The sequence below is a fragment of the Pseudoalteromonas sp. Z1A6 genome (assembly GCF_011378745.1).
Classification (GTDB): Bacteria; Pseudomonadota; Gammaproteobacteria; order Enterobacterales; family Alteromonadaceae; genus Pseudoalteromonas; species Pseudoalteromonas arctica.
In genome coordinates, this window is the sequence record NZ_WTKW01000028.1 from 1 (window position 1) to 21,226 (window position 21,226).

At 40.2% G+C, this 21,226-nt stretch carries 21 protein-coding genes; 15 read left to right on the forward strand and 6 right to left on the reverse strand.

The genetic code is table 11. The features are described 5' to 3' along the window. Positions 1-60 precede the first annotated feature (60 nt). Positions 61-1,071: an RDD family protein gene (locus GQR46_RS03295; RefSeq protein WP_165739906.1), complete on the reverse strand. Its 1,011-nt coding sequence runs from the start codon at positions 1,069-1,071 to the stop codon at positions 61-63. A 157-nt stretch (positions 1,072-1,228) separates the two neighbouring features. Here GQR46_RS03295 and GQR46_RS03300 point away from each other — a divergent pair, with 157 nt between their 5' ends. Beyond that, entirely contained in the window at positions 1,229-1,993 is a 765-nt protein-coding gene (locus GQR46_RS03300) for a hypothetical protein (RefSeq protein ID WP_165739908.1), read from the forward strand. 82 nt (positions 1,994-2,075) lie between these two features. Next, positions 2,076-2,600: a CIA30 family protein gene (locus GQR46_RS03305; RefSeq protein ID WP_165739910.1), complete on the forward strand. Its 525-nt coding sequence runs from the start codon at positions 2,076-2,078 to the stop codon at positions 2,598-2,600. 21 nt (positions 2,601-2,621) lie between these two features. Here the strand turns inward: GQR46_RS03305 and GQR46_RS03310 are convergent, their stop codons facing one another. From GQR46_RS03310 to GQR46_RS03325, 4 genes are all read right to left on the reverse strand, one after another. Then, positions 2,622-3,158: a hypothetical protein gene (locus GQR46_RS03310; RefSeq protein WP_165739912.1), complete on the reverse strand. Its 537-nt coding sequence runs from the start codon at positions 3,156-3,158 to the stop codon at positions 2,622-2,624. Between the two features lie 143 nt (positions 3,159-3,301). Beyond that, positions 3,302-3,778: an FKBP-type peptidyl-prolyl cis-trans isomerase gene (locus GQR46_RS03315; protein WP_165739932.1), complete on the reverse strand. Its 477-nt coding sequence runs from the start codon at positions 3,776-3,778 to the stop codon at positions 3,302-3,304. A 2-nt stretch (positions 3,779-3,780) separates the two neighbouring features. After that, positions 3,781-6,201: an AAA family ATPase gene (locus GQR46_RS03320; RefSeq protein ID WP_240922882.1), complete on the reverse strand. Its 2,421-nt coding sequence runs from the start codon at positions 6,199-6,201 to the stop codon at positions 3,781-3,783. 77 nt (positions 6,202-6,278) lie between these two features. Then, on the reverse strand, positions 6,279-6,737 hold the full coding sequence (locus GQR46_RS03325) for a zinc ribbon-containing protein (RefSeq protein ID WP_165739916.1): 459 nt from the start codon (positions 6,735-6,737) through the stop codon (positions 6,279-6,281). 196 nt (positions 6,738-6,933) lie between these two features. Here GQR46_RS03325 and leuS point away from each other — a divergent pair, with 196 nt between their 5' ends. From leuS to lipA, 13 genes are all read left to right on the forward strand, one after another. Beyond that, entirely contained in the window at positions 6,934-9,522 is a 2,589-nt protein-coding gene (gene leuS / locus GQR46_RS03330; RefSeq protein ID WP_165739918.1) for a leucine--tRNA ligase, read from the forward strand. 1 nt (position 9,523) lies between these two features. Further along, a complete protein-coding gene (gene lptE, locus GQR46_RS03335) occupies positions 9,524-10,015 on the forward strand; it encodes an LPS assembly lipoprotein LptE (RefSeq protein WP_165739920.1) in 492 nt (163 codons plus the stop codon). After that, entirely contained in the window at positions 10,015-11,052 is a 1,038-nt protein-coding gene (holA, locus tag GQR46_RS03340; protein ID WP_165739922.1) for a DNA polymerase III subunit delta, read from the forward strand. The genes lptE and holA overlap by 1 nt, the downstream gene beginning before the upstream one ends. Positions 11,053-11,073: 21 nt before the next feature. Further along, positions 11,074-11,709: a nicotinate-nucleotide adenylyltransferase gene (nadD, locus tag GQR46_RS03345; protein ID WP_165739924.1), complete on the forward strand. Its 636-nt coding sequence runs from the start codon at positions 11,074-11,076 to the stop codon at positions 11,707-11,709. Positions 11,710-11,764: 55 nt separating this feature from the next. Continuing rightward, positions 11,765-12,082 (forward strand): ribosome silencing factor, encoded by a 318-nt coding sequence (rsfS, locus tag GQR46_RS03350; RefSeq protein WP_165728920.1) that lies wholly within the window; start codon positions 11,765-11,767, stop codon positions 12,080-12,082. A gap of 37 nt (positions 12,083-12,119) precedes the next feature. After that, positions 12,120-12,590 carry a 23S rRNA (pseudouridine(1915)-N(3))-methyltransferase RlmH gene (gene rlmH, locus GQR46_RS03355; protein ID WP_007585562.1) on the forward strand — a complete coding sequence of 157 codons (471 nt, stop codon included), beginning with the start codon at positions 12,120-12,122 and terminating at the stop codon, positions 12,588-12,590. A gap of 9 nt (positions 12,591-12,599) precedes the next feature. Beyond that, the gene (mrdA, locus tag GQR46_RS03360) at positions 12,600-14,468 is read left to right on the forward strand and encodes a penicillin-binding protein 2 (RefSeq protein ID WP_033012431.1); all 1,869 of its coding nucleotides are present in this window, start codon (positions 12,600-12,602) and stop codon (positions 14,466-14,468) included. Next, on the forward strand, positions 14,465-15,571 hold the full coding sequence (gene rodA / locus GQR46_RS03365) for a rod shape-determining protein RodA (RefSeq protein WP_165739926.1): 1,107 nt from the start codon (positions 14,465-14,467) through the stop codon (positions 15,569-15,571). The genes mrdA and rodA overlap by 4 nt, the downstream gene beginning before the upstream one ends. Continuing rightward, positions 15,571-16,335, forward strand: coding sequence for a septal ring lytic transglycosylase RlpA family protein (locus GQR46_RS03370; RefSeq protein ID WP_165739928.1), 765 nt, complete (start codon positions 15,571-15,573; stop codon positions 16,333-16,335). Before rodA ends, GQR46_RS03370 begins: the two co-directional genes overlap by 1 nt. Before the next feature lie 99 nt (positions 16,336-16,434). Beyond that, complete coding sequence (locus GQR46_RS03375) at positions 16,435-17,598, forward strand: serine hydrolase (protein WP_165728924.1); 1,164 nt, start codon at positions 16,435-16,437, stop codon at positions 17,596-17,598. 175 nt (positions 17,599-17,773) lie between these two features. Beyond that, complete coding sequence (gene ybeD / locus GQR46_RS03380; protein WP_002958517.1) at positions 17,774-18,052, forward strand: DUF493 family protein YbeD; 279 nt, start codon at positions 17,774-17,776, stop codon at positions 18,050-18,052. A 19-nt stretch (positions 18,053-18,071) separates the two neighbouring features. Continuing rightward, complete coding sequence (gene lipB / locus GQR46_RS03385; RefSeq protein WP_165728925.1) at positions 18,072-18,725, forward strand: lipoyl(octanoyl) transferase LipB; 654 nt, start codon at positions 18,072-18,074, stop codon at positions 18,723-18,725. Then, entirely contained in the window at positions 18,722-19,687 is a 966-nt protein-coding gene (gene lipA, locus GQR46_RS03390) for a lipoyl synthase (RefSeq protein ID WP_002958515.1), read from the forward strand. The genes lipB and lipA overlap by 4 nt, the downstream gene beginning before the upstream one ends. 80 nt (positions 19,688-19,767) lie before the next feature. On the opposite strand, the gene GQR46_RS03395 is transcribed toward lipA, so the two are convergent. Then, entirely contained in the window at positions 19,768-21,054 is a 1,287-nt protein-coding gene (locus GQR46_RS03395) for a VCBS domain-containing protein (protein ID WP_165739930.1), read from the reverse strand. Positions 21,055-21,226 lie beyond the last annotated feature (172 nt).

Below are 21,226 nucleotides of genomic sequence, written 5' to 3' on the forward strand. Positions count from 1 at the left end.
CCTAATTTTAGACCTTTTTTTATTTATAGCTATTCTTTTTTATAATCTTGTTAGTTTTTATTACTCTTTCACTGCATCTACAACGGTTTCAACATTCACAGGTTGATTCAAGTTACCTTTAATAACCACCGTCGCTGATATTTTATCTTGAATAGCTTGTCTGTTTGGATCCCAGTATATCTGCAAAAACCCTAACAGCCCAGTGGCAAACCCTGCACCGTAGCCGCCGTAGCGACCAAAACAATCTAATAAACCTAATGGCTCACCGCTCAGTGCAACTACGCGGATGTTACATACTTTTTTACCCGGTGTTTGCCCGCGCCAAAGTAATGAGAACAACGTAAAGTAAACAGCAGCCCAGCCAAAACCCAAACCTAAATCTTGAATAATGCCTTTGCTCCACTGCAAAATACTGTTTGTAGTTGTTTGTGCTGGCTTTTCTTCTATTAACTGTGCAGGCTGTATTTCGTTATTTTCACTGAGCACTAATAGCTGTAAAAATACGGTAGCAAGTTGTGGGTTTTGTAGGTCATCCATTTCTGCTAATTTAGGTACTTGCCCGATTAAATTATCAAGCGCGTTTTGTTGGCAAGGTTCCTCACAGCTGTCATCGGCTGTTTGCGCTAAATAAGTATTTACCCGTTGTTTTTCTGTGGCGGTAAGCTGTATTTCATCTTGTATTTTTACGCCCTGAACAGCTAAACCTTGATCAGCCTTATCGTCTTCTAGGTAATCTATGCCAATTGAAAGCACAGTAAGTGAGCTTACAAATAAAATACTTGCTGCCGTTATTTTTAAAATTCTTCGCCACACATTCGACATTTTTGGAAGGTATTGCTGTGCCGTACCTTTATAAAAGGCCATTGCAGCAACAAATGCTATTAAAGCCGCGCTGAGTTTGGCTGCTAAAAATATCAGTGCTACATCAATAATAATAGCTAGTGCACGCCGAATTGGCGTAGCTAAAGGCAAGCCCAGTAAAGCACTGTCAATTTTAAAGGCGTAGGGTGTAATAACTTCTCGGGTTTCAGAATTTGATAATTCTAATTGTTCTATCTCTTTGGCTTTCATTTATATTCTTGTTATTAAAATAGGTAACCCGGTTAACTTACGCGTTTTTTATTTTTTGCTCAAGGTAAAGTAAATAAACTGATAACAACCCCTAACTATATGTGAACTGAATGCATTTTATTAACTCATAACATAGCTATTACGTTGAGGAATAAGTGTGAATAAAGGGAATGCATGGCCGTGGGCTATATCGTTATGTATACATGCTGTATTGCTGTACTTATTACTTTCGCAAAAAATAAAGGTTGAAGAGCCTCAAACAAAAAAAGATATCGTAATAAACGCTTATGTAATGGTTAACTTGTCAACACTGCCTAAGTTAAGCATCGTTAACACCACCACTAACGCACCGATCGTTGAGCCTACAAAGTTAGAGGTAAAAAAAGCACCTGAACTAGCTTCAGAACCTGTAAGCACTAATAAAACACCTACAACTCAAACACAAGTTCCTAAAGCACCCAAACAACGTGACGAAAAACCAAAAACAACAACAGTAACAAAGTCCACTATTACAAATAAACCTCAACCCCCTGCCCACACCATTAATACCAACACGCAAACGTTTAAAAAACTTAACCCGTATGCGCCTATTTATGGCGCACCTATAAATAACTTAACGCATAAAAAAATGGTCACGTTTGGCGAAGCAGATAATTCAGATAGTACTGATGATGCAATAGCTGCCACCCCCACAATTAAATCACCGGTTAAATCACAAAAATCAGAAGTTATTAGCCAAAATAAAATAGGCACACGACGATTAGAAAAATTTAACGGTAAATGCTATTTAATTGATACTTCAACCGTATTTGGTAGTAATGGCATGCCTCAAGGTAGCGCGCAGACCTGCCCTGGTGAGCAAACTGATGATGAAATATTATTTAATAAAATTATGGATAAGTGGGCTCGTAAAAATAATTAGTTTTAAATTAGTGAACAAATACGTTATTAAAGCGTATTGGTTATAAGTACTCCACTTACTTAATGCCAATTAGGAAACACGTATGACAACAAAGCAACTATCATCACTTTTTGTATTTAATTTATTAGTTGTAAGTGCACAAGCGAATGCAAATCAGCGCTGGTACGTTGTTAACGACTCAGTAATGGGCGGTGTATCTAATAGCCAATTCACTCAAACTCAAAAAAGTTTGCTTTTTACAGGCAATGTTTCGCTTGATAATAACGGCGGTTTTGCATCAATACGTACAGAGCTAAATACACAAAGCCAAAATACTAAAGCTATAGCACTGCGCGTTAAAGGCGATGGACAAACCTATCAGCTTAGGCTCAGAACTACCAATTACCTTGATGGCGCAGCGTACACCCACTCATTTAAAACAGTAAAAAATGAATGGGTAGATATAAACTTTGCTCCGAGTGATTTTACTTTAACGTATCGCGGCCGCGTGCTTGAGCAACAACCGATTATTGATTTTGATGATATTAAACAGCTAGGCTTTATGATTGCAGGTAAGCAAGAAGGTAGGTTTAAACTTGAAGTGGGTAAAATTGAGTTTAAAAGCTAACCCACCAGCATGTTGGTGGCGCTAAATAGTATAGTCGTCGCCCCGCCTCTTCATTTCACTAATAACCAGCTCAACCATTTGTTGTTTTATTGCTGCTTGCTCTGACTTTAACTCCCCTAATTGCAGCTCTAACATATCTATTTGCTCTTGCTGTTGCGTGTTTTTGTATTTTTTTGCACCTAGGTGGTCAGCATCTAAAGTTAAACTCGCATCACTTTTATTTAGCTCACTTGCAGAAGTGTTTATAGTTAAACTACGTTGTACGGGGCTTTGTTTAAGTTTATTAATTTGCTCTTGCAGCGCAATAACTCGCCCAGTGAAGTGCTTGTATACTTTTTCTAGGTTTTTATATTGATTGCCAAACGTTGCGTTATCTTCACTATATTCTTGCGCTTTGGTATCTAGAAACTTTGATAACACATATTTTGGCTCTTCCTCATTTTCTTCCTCGCTCTTTTCTTCACTCGCTCTTTCAACAGGTAGTTTATCTGATTGCGCTAAAGGTTGAGTATTTGAGCTGTGTACTTGGTATGCAATGGGAGCCGCTAAAATCTTCATTATTTTATCCCTAAAATAGCTTTGTAACTATTATGGGTATCGACCTCGTATTAAAATCCTTGAGTAAATTTTAATGTTAGCTAAAAGCAAAAAGCCCCACTTTATTAAAGTAGGGCTTTAGTAATTAATTACTTTGAATTAAATTACGACTCAATTGCCAGTAACTCTACTTCAAAAATAAGTACTGAGGCAGGAGGAATACTCCCTACCCGTTTTTCGCCGTACGCTAATTGGTGCGGTACATAAAAGGTGTATTTATCGCCTGGGCTCATCAGTTGTAAGCCCTCAGTCCAACCTTTAATAACTTGGTGTAAACCAAAGCTAATCGGTGTTTTACGCTCTACTGAACTGTCAAACACAGTGTCGTCGATTAGTGTGCCGTGGTAATGCACGTTAACCATACTTTTTGGGGTTGGTGTGTTTTCGTTTTCGCTTTTATGGATTACTTTATACTGCAAGCCAGAAGTCGTTTCTACTACGCCTTCTACCTTTGCGTTAGCGGCTAAATAGTCTGCACCTATTTGTGCATTTATGCCTGCTTGTTGTTTTGCTTTTTTACTATTTTGAAATATTAAAAAACAAAAAATGGCGATAACTACCGCCAAAATTATATTAATCATCATTAACCTTTTTCGTTATCTAGCTCTTCGTCTTTTTCGTCATCATCGCCGTTTACTATGTCGGCAATCTCTTTGAGGCGAGCAAGTGCAATACCGTTTACTGAGTTTTCTGGATACTGCTCATCAATAATATCGCCAGCTTCTATATCCATTAACAAGTTAAGCGCTTGGTCTACGGTTTCGACTGCGTAAATATTAAATTTACCCGCTTCAACCGCATTAAGTATTTCGTCATCAAGCACTAAGTTAACTTGGTTTGATTTAGGAATGATAACGCCTTGCGAACCTGTTAAACCACGCATTTTACACAGTTTAAAAAAGCCTTCTATTTTTTCGTTTACGCCACCAATGGCTTGTACATCGCCGTGTTGGTTAATAGAGCCTGTAAGCGCAATTGATTGGCTAATAGGTAGGCTTGTAATAGACGAAATAAGCGCACACAACTCTGCTAAAGATGCGCTATCGCCATCTATGTAGCCATAGCTTTGCTCAATAGCAATATTAGCGCTAAGCGTTAAGCTAAAGTGCTGCGCATATTTATTACCTAAATAACCGGTAAGCAACATAACGCCTTTTGAGTGAATTGCTTTACCAAGCTCAGCTTCGCGTTCAACATCTATTACGCCATCAGCGCCAGCATAAACCGTTGCCGTAATACGCGCAGGGGTACCAAATGAGGTATCGCCAATGTGTAATACGGTTAAGCCATTTACTTTACCAATGGCTTGGCCGTCGGTTGCAATAAGTGTGTGACCTTCTTTTATATCACTGAGCATATTTTCGCTAATTTGGCCGGTACGGTATTGCTTGCCTTCAATGGCTTCGTCAATATGGTGCGCGTCAATAACGGCTAATTTGTCTTGTTTTGTGTAGTAACTGGCTTCTGCAATAAGTTCAAGTACATCAGCAAAACGCGCAGATAATTTATTTTGATGCTCAGCTTGGCGGTAACTAAATTTAAGTAAACGCACCATAGCAGCCTGCGTTGCAGTGCATTTTAATGTTTGCTCGCAATACTCGGTTACTTTAGTAATAAACTGGTATTGCAATTTATCGCTACTTGGCAAGTAGTAATCAAAGTCGGCTAATACTCTAAATAGCTCTGCAAATTCTTCATCGTATTCACCTATGGTGTAGTACAACTCGCGCGAACCTAATAAAATAATTTTAACATCAAGCGGTATAAGCTGCGGGCGAAGTGTAAAGCTAGTCCCTACTGTGCTGTCTTGATACGGTAAGTCGTTTTTAATTTGATGTGTTTTTAACGCGAGTTTTAAACCATCCCACACCTGTGGGTTTGCCATGATTTTTTCAGCGTCCATAATTAAATAACCGCCATTAGCACGATGCAATGCACCAGCCTGAATTGAGCGATAACAGGTAATTAAAGAGCCTTGCGATGTTGAGTACTCAATTTTGCCAAATATATTGCCAAACGTTGGATTAGGCTCGTACACAACCGGTGCTGCGTCGTCCTCTTTAAACTCAACTAAAATGTTAGGTGCAAAAAAGTCGGTAAGCATGCCTTTGCGATCAAAGTCTTCTTTGCTTTCTTCACTTTCATCTTCGTCATCTAGCCATTCAAGTACCGCGTCTATAATTTCAACACGAATATCTTTTAAATAGCGCAGTACACCAATATGCGTGGCATATTTATGTTCTAAGTCTTTTAAAAGTGGTTTAGTGGCTTGCTCTGCAGTCGATTTTTTAAGGTTGCGTTGTTTTTCTTTTGATTCGCGTTTCCAACGTGGCAGCTCTATTAACGCTTCTATTAATGCATCTTCTAGCTTTTCAATTTTTTCAAAAAACTCTTCACGTAACGTTTCTTCAAGTTCGCCAAATTCGCTGTCGCTCAATTGTTTACCATCTACAAGTGGTGCAAACCCTACTGAATTTTTTTCTTCTACTAATGCAACGCTTTGCTCAAACGCCGCAATTTCTACTGCGGTAATAGCACTGTCGTAGGCATCGTTAAATTCACGATCGATTGATTTTTTCTTACGCTGATACGCTGGGTTATCAAATGCCGCAGGAAAGGTGTCCAGTACTTCATCTAAAAATGAATCTATATCGTCACTAAGTTGCTTGCTTTGACCTGGTTGCATAAACAGCGCAATAGGTTCTCTGTGGTCATCGTAATTGTTTACGTATAACCATTCGTTTGGCGTTGAGCGGTCTTTTGCGTGTTGTTTAAGTTTATCTTTAACAAGCGTAAAGCGCCCGTGAGCGGCCTCGCCCATTACATAAACGTTGTAACCCGGCAGTTCCATCCCTAATGAAAAATCTAAAGCACTTTGGGCGCGTTGTTGGCCTATAAACGTAAGTTGCTCTGGGTATGGATTGTTCATACACGTGTTTACGTGATTAGTAGAAATACTCGGTGCGAGCTTTGAAACAGATAGTGGCAGCAATTTTTTCGTCATTCTAACTTCTTTTTTTACCAGCATATTCGCTGGCCTTTGGGCGTATTAAGTGGCCCGCAGCCACTTAATACTTATATTTAAGGGTGCAGTGCCTTACGACTAAAATAGATTCCATCACATTCAATACACGGTGTAATTTGTGTAGCGTGATAAACATCGTAACTATGGGTGCAATTCTTACATACTAATGTGCCCATGGCTATCCATTCGCCTGCGTGATACACACCATTGTGCTTAAAATCTTGGCTAAGAGATTGCCACTCAAGTTGAGTTTTATCTTCTATGTGCGAAAGTTCAAACCAAAGAGACTCTTTAAGCTCTTGCCATGCAAGCGAATTATAGTGTGATTCGTTCTCTACTATATGTTCAATATCATTCTTTAAATAACTTTTGTAGAGCTCATATCTTTCTTGACTTAAATCTTTAAGCGCCTGCTCAGATTCAACAAACCCAGAAACCACATCTTTTAAACCATGCTCTTTCACATCTTTTATCCAATGGGTAAAATTGCTAAGCCATGTTTTGTAATCAGTCATTTTTTACTCCTTCAAAATTGCTGTTAAATCAGTCTGTAACTTATGCCTTTAGCTAACCACACTATAAAAAGGCAGGTTAACCTGCACTGAAAGTTACAATTTAATAAAAGCATGTTTTTGACGCTGTGAATAGTGTTTTATTTGGGGTATCCTAACGGCAATTTTTTATTAGTTTGCAAGAAGTCTGGAACCATAGATGCAAGAGCAATATAACCCGCAAGATATAGAGTCAAAAGTACAAAGCTACTGGGAAGAAAACCAGGTATTTAAAGTCACTGAAGATGAGAGCAAAGAAAAGTATTACTGCCTTTCTATGTTCCCTTATCCGAGTGGTCGACTGCATATGGGTCATGTGCGTAACTACACCATTGGTGATGTTGTTTCTCGTTTCCAGCGCCTGCAAGGCAAAAACGTAATGCAACCTATGGGTTGGGATGCGTTTGGTTTACCTGCAGAAAACGCTGCTATTAAAAACAAAACAGCACCAGCTAAGTGGACATACGAAAATATTGATTACATGCGTACTCAACTTAAGCAATTAGGTTTTGGTTATGACTGGGATCGCGAAATTGCGACATGTCATCCAGAATACTACAAGTGGGAGCAGTGGTTTTTCACTAAGCTTTACGAAAAAGGCCTAGTGTATAAAAAAATGTCGACAGTTAACTGGGATCCAGTGGATCAAACTGTACTCGCTAACGAGCAAGTTATTGACGGTCGCGGTTGGCGTTCAGGCGCTGTGGTTGAGCAAAAAGAAATTCCACAGTGGTTTATTAAAATTACCGACTACGCACAAGAGCTACTTGACGATTTAGACAAGTTAGAAGATTGGCCAGAGCAAGTTAAAACAATGCAGCGCAACTGGATTGGCCGCTCTGAAGGGTGTGATATTGAATTTAAACGCACCGATAACGACGAAACTTTTAGCGTATACACAACACGTCCTGATACCTTTATGGGTGTTACGTATGTTGCTGTTGCTGGTGGTCACCCTATTGCACAAGAAGCCGCTAAAAATAGCGACGCTATTGCAATGTTTGTTGAAGAATGCAAAAACACCAAAGTTGCCGAAGCAGACATGGCAACAATGGAGAAAAAAGGCATAGCAACAGGCTTTTACGCCACTCACCCATTAACGGGCGAGCAAGTACCAATTTGGGTTGCTAACTTTGTATTAATGCATTATGGCTCAGGCGCTGTAATGGCAGTACCTGCACACGATCAACGCGACTTTGAGTTTGCAACAGCGTACGGCCTAGATATAAAACAAGTCATTGCGCCTGCTGAAGGTTCAGATCTTGAAGTAAACCTAAAAGAATCAGCATTTACCGATAAAGGCGTACTTGTAAATTCGGGTGAATTTAACGGCCTTGATTTTGAAGCTGGTTTTAAAGCGATTGCCGATAAATTAGAAGCACTCGGTGTGGGTGAGCGTAAAGTAAACTTCCGCCTGCGTGACTGGGGTGTTAGCCGTCAGCGCTATTGGGGTTCTCCAATTCCAATGCTTAGCGATGAAGATGGTAAAGAACTTGCTGCAACAGAAGATATGCTACCAGTTCGCTTACCAGAAGATGTGGTAATGAACGGTGTAACGTCGCCACTTAAAGCAGACCCAGAGTGGGCTAAAACAACAGTAAATGGCGCACCTGCGTTTCACGAAACTGATACGTTTGACACCTTTATGGAATCGTCTTGGTACTACGCACGCTACTGTAGCCCACGCTACGACGAAGGCATGCTAGATCCAGCGGCTGCTAACTACTGGTTACCAGTAAACCAATACATTGGTGGTATTGAGCATGCAATTTTACATTTATTGTACTCGCGCTTTTTCCATAAATTATTACGTGACTTTGGTTTAGTAAACTCAGACGAGCCGTTTGACCGCTTACTTTGTCAAGGTATGGTACTTGCTGAAACATTTTATCGTAAAGATGAAAAAGGCGGCGATATTTGGATTTCGCCAACTGATGTAAACACCGAAACCGACGAAAAAGGCCGCGTTACTAAAGCATGGCACAAGGACGACGGTGAGCCGGTATTCTCATCAGGCATGAGCAAAATGTCTAAGTCTAAAAACAATGGTATAGACCCACAACATGTAATTGCCCAGTATGGTGCAGATACAGTGCGTTTATTCATGATGTTTACAGCACCACCAGAGCAAACGCTTGAATGGTCAGACTCAGGCGTTGAAGGCGCACATCGTTTCTTAAAACGTGTATGGAAATACGCGGTAGACGTTAAAACAGTAGGTTACCAAGCACTTGATAAATCAGCGCTAACTAACCCGCAAAAAGTACTACGTCGCGACTTACACAAAGCAATTGCTAAAGTGACTGATGATGTTGAACGTCGTCAAACCTTTAACACCGCTATTGCAGCCATTATGGAGCTTTCTAATAAGTTATTAAAAGCCCCACTGAGCGACAAACAAGATGTAGCGATTGCTAACGAAGCACTTGAAGCATTAGTTATTATGCTTGCACCTATTACTCCGCATTTATCGCATGAGCTTTGGAAAGAGCTTGGTAAAAAAGGCGAGATTTTAGATGCTGCATGGCCAAAAGTTGACGAGTCTGCACTTGTTGAAGATGAAAAACTAATCATCGTACAAGTAAACGGCAAGCTTCGCGCTAAGTTAACAGTGGCAGCTGGTGCAACTCAAGAGCAAGTAGAAGCCCTTGCGTTTGCAGAATCTAACGTAACTAAATTTACTGATGGCTCAACCATTCGTAAAATCATTTACGTACCAGGCAAGCTACTTAACGTGGTAGCTAACTAATATGGCTGCATTTAACGCCATTAAAAATGGACTAGCCTTAGTGCTAGTCTGTTTTTTGTTATCAAGCTGTGGCTTTCATTTAAAAAAAGCCTCTAGCCTGCCTGATAACTTAAAACAGCTAACACTTGTAGGCGATGACGAAAAATCGACTTTATTCACTGAGCTTAAAAAAGAGCTTAAAGCGAGTAACGTAAAGCTAGTATCGTCAGCTAAAGATAAAGCTCAATTGTATTTACGTAAAGAAACTATCGAACGCCAAACACTTTCGTTGTTTCAAAATGGTCAGGTTGCTGAATACGAGCTCGCTTATGGCGTATCGTATGTAGTTAAACGACCAGGTGAAAAAGCGATAGAAAAACGTTTTGAGCTTTACCGTAATTACCAAGACGATCCGGATCATGCATTAGCAAAAGCAAAAGAGCTTGAGCTACTCATTAGCGAGATTCGTGAGCAAGCTGGTCGTCGTATTGTTAGAGAGCTGTCGCAACTATAATGCGCTGCTACGCTAATCAACTACCGAGTGAACTAAATAAAGGGCTAAAGCCCTTTTATTTAGTGTTTGGGGAAGAGCCTTTTCAAGAAGCGCAATGCGTACAGCAAATTCGTGACGTTGCTAAGCAGCAAGGGTTTGATGAGGTAATTAAGTTTACTTTAATGCAAGGGTTCGATTGGCAAGAAATTATAGCTCAGTACCAAAGCATGTCGCTGTTTAGTGCGCGCACTATTATTGAGCTTGATTTAAACCAACAAAAACCAGGCGTTATTGGCAGCAACACCTTTAAAAAAGTGGTTGAACTGGTTAATCCCGATACTATTTTAATTGTTAAAGGCGCTAAAGCCAGCCAAGAAGTACAACGTGGTGCATGGTTTAAAGCCCTTGATAAACTAGGCGTATTTGTTCCTTGTTACCCGCTTACAGGCACGCATGTAAAACGATGGCTTGACGATCAATGCCAACGTTTATCGCTCAATGTACAAAACGACGCCAAAGTAAGCTTAATTAATGCCACTGAAGGTAACTTATTAGCGTGTTTTCAGGAGCTTGAAAAACTCTCACTACTGCACGGCAATACTTTAATTACTCAGCAATTAGTAATGCAAGGGCTTTTAAATCAAGCCAAGTTTGATATTTTTGATTTAAGTGATGCACTATTAAATGGTCACGCTAAACAAGCTATAAAAGTATTAAACAAACTTGCGAGCGATAACACCGAAGTGGTGAGCATTTTGTGGGCAATTACCAAAGAGCTTAATACACTAATAAGTGTGCAACTTGGTTTACTAAATGGCGAACCTATCGCTAATTTATTTAAACAAAAGGCTATTTGGAAAAACCAACAAGGCCCAGTTCAAAATGCTATTAACCGGTTAAACATGCACACACTAGAGCAAATAAATAGTGATGTAGCGTTGTTTGATGCCAGTTATAAGCAAGGTAAGTTAATAGCACCTTACCAAGCGCTTGCACATATTTGCATTAAATTTTGCCAGCCGCTTAACATTCCTATGCCGTGCCACACGGCTAATTAATAAATAGCTAATGGGTGTTAAATGATCGCAATTTTTGGTGGTACCTTTGACCCAGTCCATTTAGGCCATATAAATATGGCGCAGCAATGCGTTAATGCGTTTAATTTAGATACGCTTTATTTTATGCCGTGTGCACTCCCTGCACATAAAGCTGCGCCGGGTATTAGTACGCAGCATCGAGTTAATATGCTCAACGCAGCTATTGCACCTTATCCTCATTTTGAACTCGATTTAAGAGAACTTAACCGAACGGGTCCATCGTACTCGTTACTTAGTTTGCAAGAACTTCGTAAAGAGCACCCCACTACACCTATTTTATTTTTAATTGGTATGGACTCATTTAACAACCTAGATAAGTGGTTTGAGTGGAAGGCAATAACGCAGCTTTGCCATATTGTGGTGTACCAGCGCCCTGCTCAACATTGCACTGTAACAGGTGAGCTCAAAAGCTATATGCAACGCGCAAATGCCGGCGAAGTAGCGGCACTTAAACACTCACTTGCAGGTAAACTTTATTTTTTACCGGGCGAAATGCTCGATGCGGCCTCAAGTACTATTCGCAAGCAGCTAAAAATAAGTAATAAAAAGAATGAACTATTGCCCGATGCAGTGAGTCATTACATAGAAGCGCATCAGCTCTATCAAATTGATGCTTAAAAACTCCTAGCGTGTTAAAATGCGCGCCATTAAATTTTTAAATTGAGACAAAACCTTGGATTCAAAACAACTACTCGCCTTTGCAATGGATAAAATTGACGATATGAAAGCGCGTGACATCGTTCATATTGACGTAACTAAGACATCAGATATCACAGATTACATGGTAATTTGTTCTGGTACTTCTAAACGTCACGTACAGTCAATTGCTGATCACTTAGCAAAAGAAGCGCGTCATGCAGATTCAGAACCACTAGGTTATGAAGGTGAAGGCGACGGCGAATGGGCACTGGTTGATTTAGGTGATGTGGTTGTACACGTGATGCAAAGCGAAGCACGTATCTATTACGATCTAGAAAAACTGTGGGGCTAAACGCTCACTCATTTTAGACAATGCTTGGAAGTAATACGTGAAAATACAAATGATTGCTGTTGGTACCAAAATGCCAGCATGGGTAGAAACGGGATTTGCAGAATATCAGCGCCGTTTCCCTAAAGATATGGCCCTTGAGTTAATTGAAATTCAAGCCGGAAAACGTGGTAAAAATGCAGATATAAAGCGTATTTTACACATTGAAGGTGAAAAAACATTAGCGGCTATTCCAAAAGGCAATCGTATTGTAACGTTAGAGGTAACAGGGAAAGCGCTGGATACTCACCAACTTGCTAAAAATATGGAAAAATGGCAACTCGACGGCCGCGATGTAAGTTTACTTATTGGCGGACCTGAAGGACTTGCTCCAGAGTGCATTGCAGCGTCTGAGCAAAAATGGTCGTTATCTAATTTAACATTGCCGCACCCATTGGTGCGTATTATTGTTGCAGAGAGCCTTTACCGAGGCTGGAGCTTAAATAACAATCATCCTTATCATCGCGAGTAACGCCTTGCCATGCTAAAACATAGACCCACTATTCGTGACCACTCCGCAGAGGCAAACTTATTTGCTAGGCGAGCATTCGTGGGTTTTGTTTTTGTATTGGGATTAGTCGCTGTATTGCTTTCTAATCTTTACACTATTCAGGTAGAAGATCACCAAGACTACCAAACCCGCTCTAACGACAACCGCATTAAAGTTATTCCTATTGCACCCAATCGTGGTTTAATTTACGACCGTAACGGTGTACTACTTGCTGAAAACAAACCTGTTTACAACCTTGAAGTCATCCCCGAAGAGGTAGATGACCTTGACGAATCGCTTGATCAAATAAGTAAAATAATTGCGATTACAGAGCAAGATAAACAAGACTTTTTAAAAGATATAAAACACACCCGTCGTTTTAAATCACAAGTATTAAAAGCCCGCTTAGACGAAACAGAAGTGGCGAAATTTTCGGTTAATCAGCATAAATTTCCTGGTTTTAGTATTGAGGCACGTCTGGCTCGCTACTACCCATTTGGCGACACGCTAACGCATGCGCTTGGATATGTTGCCAAGCTTAATAGAAAAGAGCTAAACCAATTAGAACAAGAAGATCGTGCAACCAATTACCGTGCTACATATGATATTGGCAAGCTCGGATTAGAAAAATACTATGAAGAGACATTGCACGGTAAAGTGGGCTCACAACGGGTAGAAGTTAATAACCGTGGCCGTGTAATTCGCACTCTAAGCATGACCCAGCCACAACCTGGTAGCGATTTAGTACTTACCTTAGACATTGGCTTGCAACAAATTGCACAGCATGGGCTTAAAGATATGCGTGGCGCTGTTGTAGTTATGGATGCAAAAGATGGTGGCGTGCTGGCACTTTATTCAAACCCAAGTTACGACCCAAATTTATTTGTACACGGCATTAGCAGCAAAAATTATAAAGCGTTACTTAACCAAGACCGTCCGTTAATAAACCGTACTACGCAAGGTCGTTATGCGCCTGCCTCTACGGTAAAGCCCTTAATGGCTGTATTAGCGCTTGAAGAAAATATAGTAAATGAATCAACATCAATGTGGGATCCTGGTTTTTTTCAAATTCCAAATGTTGAACACAAATGGCGAGATTGGAAACGTTGGGGCCATGGTCATGTGGATGTATACAAGGCGATTGAAGAGTCGTGCGATACCTATTTTTACGATGCGGCTTATCGATTAGGCATCACTAAAATCAGTGATTTTATGGCCCGTTTTGGCTACGGCGATTTGTCAGGTATTGATATTCATGAAGAAACTACTGCTATTCTACCTTCAAAAGAATGGAAAGAAGGACGCTTTAAAGAGTCTTGGTGGCGTGGTGATACTATTTCGGTAGGTATTGGTCAAGGTTACTGGACTGCTACACCAATTCAAATTGCAAATGCGACTAACATATTAGTTAATCGTGGTATTAATCATCCACCTCATTTGGTGCAAGTAATAAAAAAAGATAGCGACATAACGCAAATTAACAACGAAGAAAAACCCCCTGTTATTTTAAAAGATCCACGCCATTGGCAAGTATCGTTAGATGCAATGCATAATACAGTTCAAAAAATATCAGGCACAGCGCACAAAGCATTTAAAGGCACTAACTACGACTCGGCTGGTAAAACGGGTACTGCACAGGTAGTTAGTATTGCCCAAGGTGAACGCTACGATGCAGAATCGCTTAAAGAGCGCCAGCGTGACAACACAATTTACGTAGGGTTTGCACCTTACAACGATCCTAAAATTGTGGTTTCTGTTGTATTAGAAAACAACCACGGTGGTATTCAAATTGCTCGCCAACTTATGGATTACTACTTTGCAGCCAATCCAGTTAATCTTGCAAGGAACGATACACCATGACCGCTTTGCACGATAAACGCTCTATTTGGATGCGTATGCATCTAGACCTACCACTGCTTATTGCATTACTCATAATGATGGCTGGTAGCATAATGGTTGTTTACAGCGCAAGCGGCCAAGACTCTTCAATGATGATTAGGCACATGACTCGTATGGGCGGTGCGGTTGTTGCTATGGTTGTTTTGGCCCAATTTTCGCCTGCCACATTAAAGCGTTTAGTGATCCCACTTTATTGCGTTGGTTTATTAATGCTAGTGGGTGTACTTTTGTTTGGTGTAAGTTCAAAAGGCGCACAGCGCTGGCTTGATTTAGGCGTTACACGGTTTCAACCTGCTGAACTAATGAAATTAGCAGTACCGATGATGGTTGCTTGGTATATAGGGCGTAATCACCTACCTCCTCGTCCATTGCACTTAATTATTGGTTTTATGATTGTTATGCTCCCTACATTATTAATTAAAGAACAGCCCGATTTAGGTACCGCCATACTTATTGCTAGTTCAGGTATATTTGTATTGTTTTTGTCGGGCTTAAGTTGGCGTTTAATCGGCTTTTTAAGCTCAATTGTAGCACTTGCCGCATGGCCATTTTGGCACTACGGTATGCACGATTACCAAAAACAACGTGTACTTACCTTTTTAGACCCTGAGAGCGATCCGCTCGGTTCGGGTTATCATATTATTCAATCTAAAATTGCTATTGGATCAGGCGGTATAGAAGGTAAAGGCTGGCTGCTTGGTACGCAATCGCAATTAGAATTTTTGCCAGAGCGCCACACCGACTTTATATTTTCGGTTTTAAGCGAAGAATTTGGTTTATTTGGCGTATGTATTTTACTTAGTCTCTATTTATTTATTATTGGCCGTGGTTTATACATTGCTGTTAATGCACAAGATGCATTTGGTAAATTGCTCGCAGGCGCACTCACCCTCACCTTTTTTGTATATGTATTTGTTAACATAGGCATGGTATCGGGTTTATTACCTGTTGTAGGCGTACCTTTACCACTGATTAGTTATGGTGGTACATCGATGGTGACGCTCATGGCAGGATTTGGCATTATTATGTCAATCGCAACAGATAAAAGGATGCTTTTAAAATAATGCGACACACTAATCAGCTTATATTTACTACATTATTAATTTTACTTTTAAGTGCTTGTAGTAGCGGATCAAGTAGCCGTTATAGTATGCGTCATGATGCAGCACCACTTAGAGCCCCAACTACACTTGAGATGCAAGACGCTATAGTAACCGAAACCACTAAAAGTGCTAGCGCTAGCCGCCCATACACAGTGCTTGGTAAAAGCTATTCCCCGATGCTTGATGAAACCGGTTATTCTGAGGAAGGTATTGCCTCGTGGTATGGCCGTAAGTTTCATGGTTATCACACCTCAAATGGTGAAACCTACGATATGTTTGCCATGACCGCAGCGCATAAAACACTGCCATTACCTAGCTTTGTTAAAGTAACCAATACCGCAAATGGTAAATCGGTAATAGTGCGCGTAAACGACCGGGGCCCGTTTCATGACGATAGAGTGATTGACCTTTCGTACGCAGCCGCTTATAAGCTTGGCTATTACACTCATGGTACAGCAAAGGTTAAGCTAGAGGCCGTTACGCTTGCTGGCTCTGCTGTAAATCAAACCTATATTCAAGTAGCTGCAGGTAGTACACTAACAAACATTGAAGCGCTAGCAAGCACGTTAAGAAGTCAGTATAAATTACCAACAAATATCGTTCAAAAGGACGCTATTTATAGATTGCACCTCGGCCCTATTAAAGATGCCCAGCATGCAAAAGAAGTATTACAAAAATTAAAACAAGATCAATTTCAAAACGCGTTCTTGCTATACACTCAGTAAGACTAATACCCAAACTACCCCAGGATGCTCGCATCTCGGGGTAGTTTGGGTATAAAATGGCGTAACGCGAATTTTTAACTTTAACCATTAATGAGTATGATGAAATCTATTAAACATAAAATCCTCAAAGGTGTATGCGGCCTCGTTTGTACAGCCGCCGTATTCTCAGCCAGCGCCCAAATTATTCCGGCACCACCTCAAGTTAATGCAAAAGGTTATTTTTTAGTCGACTTTACAACTGGTAAAGTAATTGCTGAAGGTGAAGCTGACACACAGCTAGCACCAGCAAGTTTAACTAAAATGATGACCAGTTATGTAATTGGTACTGAAATTAAAGCCGGTAACATTGCCAATACCGATATGGTAACGGTAAGCGAAAAAGCATGGGCTAAAAACTTTCCAGAATCTTCTAAAATGTTTATTGAAGTAGGTAAGCAAATTAGTGTTGATCAGCTTAACCACGGTATTATTATTCAATCAGGTAATGATGCATGTGTTGCAATGGCTGAGCATATTGCTGGAAGCGAAAGCGCATTTGCTGATTTAATGAATGCACATGCTGCTAAATTAGGTATGAGCAACAGCCACTTTATCAACAGCCACGGCCTTGATACTGACGAGCACTTCACAACTCCGCGCGATATGGCGACACTTGGTGCTGCACTTATTCGTGATGTGCCAGACGAATACGCACTTTATAAGCAAAAGTCATTTACTTATAACGGCATTAAGCAATATAACCGTAACTCATTATTGTGGGACGAAAGCTTAGATGTTGACGGTATTAAAACTGGCCATACATCAGAAGCAGGCTACAGCCTAGTTACCTCAGCAACTAAAAACGATATGCGTTTAATTGCTGTTGTTATGGGTACTACCAGCGAACGTGCTCGTAAAGTAGAAAGTAAAAAGCTACTTAACTATGGTTTTCGTTTTTATGAAACAATTACTCCGTACAAAGCAGGCGACAGCTTTGCAGAACAACGTATTTGGATGGGTAACAAAGAAAATGTATCTTTAGGTATTTTAGAAGATACACCAATTACTATTCCACGTGGTCAGCATAAAAACCTTAAAGCTAACTTTGAGCTAGATAACACGCTTGAAGCACCACTTGCTAAAGGTACTAAAGTAGGTACGTTATTCTTACAACTAGAGGGCGAAGATATTGCTCAATACCCGCTAGTAACACTTGAAGAAGTGGAAGAAGGCAGCTTCTTTAGCAAAATTTATGATTACTTACGTTTACAGATAATGCAGTAATTTACAGTTGCCCTACTAACGTGGGTAACTAATTTAAACGTCTCCACTGTGAGGCGTTTTTTTTTGCTTGAAAAATGTTAGAATGCGCCCCATATAAGCAAGACTGCTAATTGCCTATCTGTATTAAGCTTCAAGCTTGCATAGAGTCCACACTTTTGTATGAGGAGTCACCGTCGTGGTTCAACCTGTTAAAGATACTAAATTTGATGAGTACCTAGAGTACCCTTGCCCATTTACATTCAGAATAATGGGTTTAGCTAATGTAAACTTAACTGATCAAATTTTAGCTAAGTTACAACCAATAGCACCTGGCGATTACGCCCCTAAAGTAAAACCAAGCAGCAAAGGTAATTACGAGTCAGTAAGCCTTGTAGCAACAGTTACTAGTGGCAAACACATTGAAGAAATTTACAACGTGATCAGCAATATTGATGACGTACGCCACATGCTTTAATCCATAGTTGAGATTTGTTGTGAACGAAAATACTTTGATCGTACGCCAACTGGGTCGCCAGCGTTATATGCCAATTTGGCAAAAAATGCAGGACTTTACCGACACCCGTGATGAAAATACGCCAGATGAAATTTGGCTTGTAGAGCACGAGAGTGTATTCACCCAAGGTCAGGCTGGTAAGGACGAACACTTACTTGCTCCTGGCGATATTGAGGTGATTAAAGTTGACCGTGGCGGGCAAGTAACTTATCACGGACCAGGCCAACAAATGATGTATGTATTATTTAATCTACGTCGTTTAAAAATTGGTGTACGTGAACTAGTTACGTGGCTTGAAGAGTGCATTATTGAATCACTCGCCGAGTACGGTATTCAAGCTTATGCTAAAGCTGATGCACCAGGTGTTTACGTTAACGACAGCAAAATTGCATCTCTTGGGTTAAGAGTTCGTCGTGGTTGCTCGTTTCATGGCTTGGCATTAAATGTTAATATGGATCTAAGTCCATTTTTACGCATTAACCCATGTGGTTATGCGGGCATGAATATGGTGCAAACTAAAGAATTAGATGGTCCTCAAAACCTAGAAAGTGCGGGTGAAGGATTGGTAAAACACATGATCAATAAGCTTAATGCAACACAGGTTAAGCATACTGAAGGGTTTGAAAACGAATGAATAAACCAGTCAAAATGGAACCAGGTGTAAAACTACGCGACGCAGAAAAAATGGCGTTGATCCCAGTAAAAGTTTTACCTACAGAAAAAACTGAAATGTTGCGTAAGCCAGAATGGTTAAAAATTCGCTTACCTAAATCAACCGATCGCATTGACGGCATTAAAAAAGCGCTACGTAAGCATGGCTTACACTCGGTATGTGAAGAGGCTTCGTGCCCTAACCTATCTGAATGTTTTAACCACGGTACAGCTACCTTTATGATTTTAGGTGCTATTTGTACTCGTCGTTGCCCATTTTGTGATGTTGCCCATGGTCGCCCATTAAAACCTGATGCCACTGAACCTGAAAAGCTAGCACTTACTATTAAAGATATGAAGCTAAGCTACGTTGTAATCACTTCAGTTGACCGTGATGATTTACGTGATGGTGGTGCACAGCATTTTGCCGATTGTATTCGCGAGATTCGTAAACATAATCCAACTATCACTATCGAAATTTTAGTACCTGATTTTCGTGGTCGTATGGACCGCGCACTAGAGATATTAATCGAGACGCCACCAGATGTGTTTAACCACAATCTTGAAACTGCGCCACGTTTATACAAACTAGCTCGCCCAGGTGCTGACTACAAATGGTCATTAGAATTACTTCGTCGCTTTAAAGAAGCTCACCCAGAAGTTAAAACTAAATCAGGCTTAATGGTAGGTTTAGGTGAAGAAATTAGCGAAATTGAAGAAGTGCTTCGCGATTTACGTGCACACAACGTTGACATGCTAACTGTAGGCCAATATCTACAACCATCTAAGCATCACTTACCGGTTAAACGCTACGTGCCACCAGTAGAGTTTGACGGCTTAAAAGCGTATGCAGACGAAATTGGCTTTACTCACGCGGCTTCAGGTCCGTTTGTACGCTCAAGCTACCATGCTGATCAACAGGCAGCGGGCAAAGAAGTAAAATAACCACTTTTATCAAAGAATAAAAAAAGCCGTTAATAATGCATAATTATTAACGGCTTTTTCATGCTAATTGATAAAATAGCTTACTGCGCTAACTTACCTCTTGTGATAGAAAAATCAGCAAACCTAACACGTTCTTCATCAACTTGAAGGCTGTCGGTTTCAACAATTGAGCGGTATATTCCCCACTTAGGACGAGCAAAATCATCATCATTAAAGCCGCGCCACATATCTATGTTTTGCTCGCTTATATTAAATATCTCTGCGTTGTCGCTTAAGCGCGTTAATGTCATATCAAGCTTACCACTTTCACTAAATGTAGCTTGTACGAATACCTCGACCCATTCATCAGTAATAACTGACCAGTCGGTTTCAATTAAGTTTCTATCCAGACCCGTGCTGTTACCGTTTTCATCAAAGCCTGCACTATATCGCACTTGCAGCTGATTACCTGTACTGTTTTTTTGCGCCCCAGAAAGCGTGATAATAGGCTGATCGTCATTACCATTGGTGTTGTCGTTGCTATCATTTCGGGCTTTCATTTGAAAAAAATGGCTAAACTTACTCGTAAGCTCAAGCTCGCTGCTTACTTTAAATTTCCAACTGTATTGAAATGTTTCACCCTCAAACGCCAGTGTTTCTTGTGGTGATTTATCGTAGGTTTTTATTTCGTTACGTTGTCTATCACTTACGCCTTTGTCTTTATCTTGGTCATCATCTCGGTGAGCTAAAAAGACAAAATGGTTACCAATTATCGTATCGGTATCTTCAATAATATGGACAACACTTTCATGATTGCCAGCGTATAAATCTGGGGATTCAATTGACCCTTCGCCGAAGGCATTTTCAATAAGCGTGTATGCGTCAAGCCCCGAATTAACGCCATCTGATTGCAATAAAACGTGTGATATTTTCTCAAAGCCATCAGCTTGAGCTATTGGTGCACCAACAATTGTTATGACAACTTGCACGCTAGTATCATCTAAAGAGTTTACAGTTATTGTGTCTTGCAGTGTTTCATCTTCACTTAAAGATGTTATTGAAGCATTTAAATCATCAAGTGTGTATGACCAATCTCCACCAGCATTTAAGCTAAAAAAACCATAGCTTGTAGCGCTATTTTCTTGTGCTATAAAAGCAGCCTCACCGGATTGTTGATCAGTAATGGTTAATGAGCCTGTTATTGCATCATTACTATCACTAATAACTTCGCCTCGGCTATTACCACCAATTATTGCAGGAGTTTGTAAAGTAACCGCTTCATTATTTTGCACCGTAGAATCAGAGCCAGAGCTGCCACAACCAACAACTAAACAAGATAGAAGTGCGGTTGTAATTACATTACGCAGTTTAAGATTATATTTAGGCATTGTTAGTTTTATAGTTAATAGTAAGTTAATAAAACATAAACTTACCAATTAACTATGCAAATAACCACAACTCAATTACCAATTAACATGACCAATTTGATGGCAATCTATTTAAAATTATAAAAGCTATGTTTTTTCAGTGTGATACAAACAATTATTCCTATAGAACGTT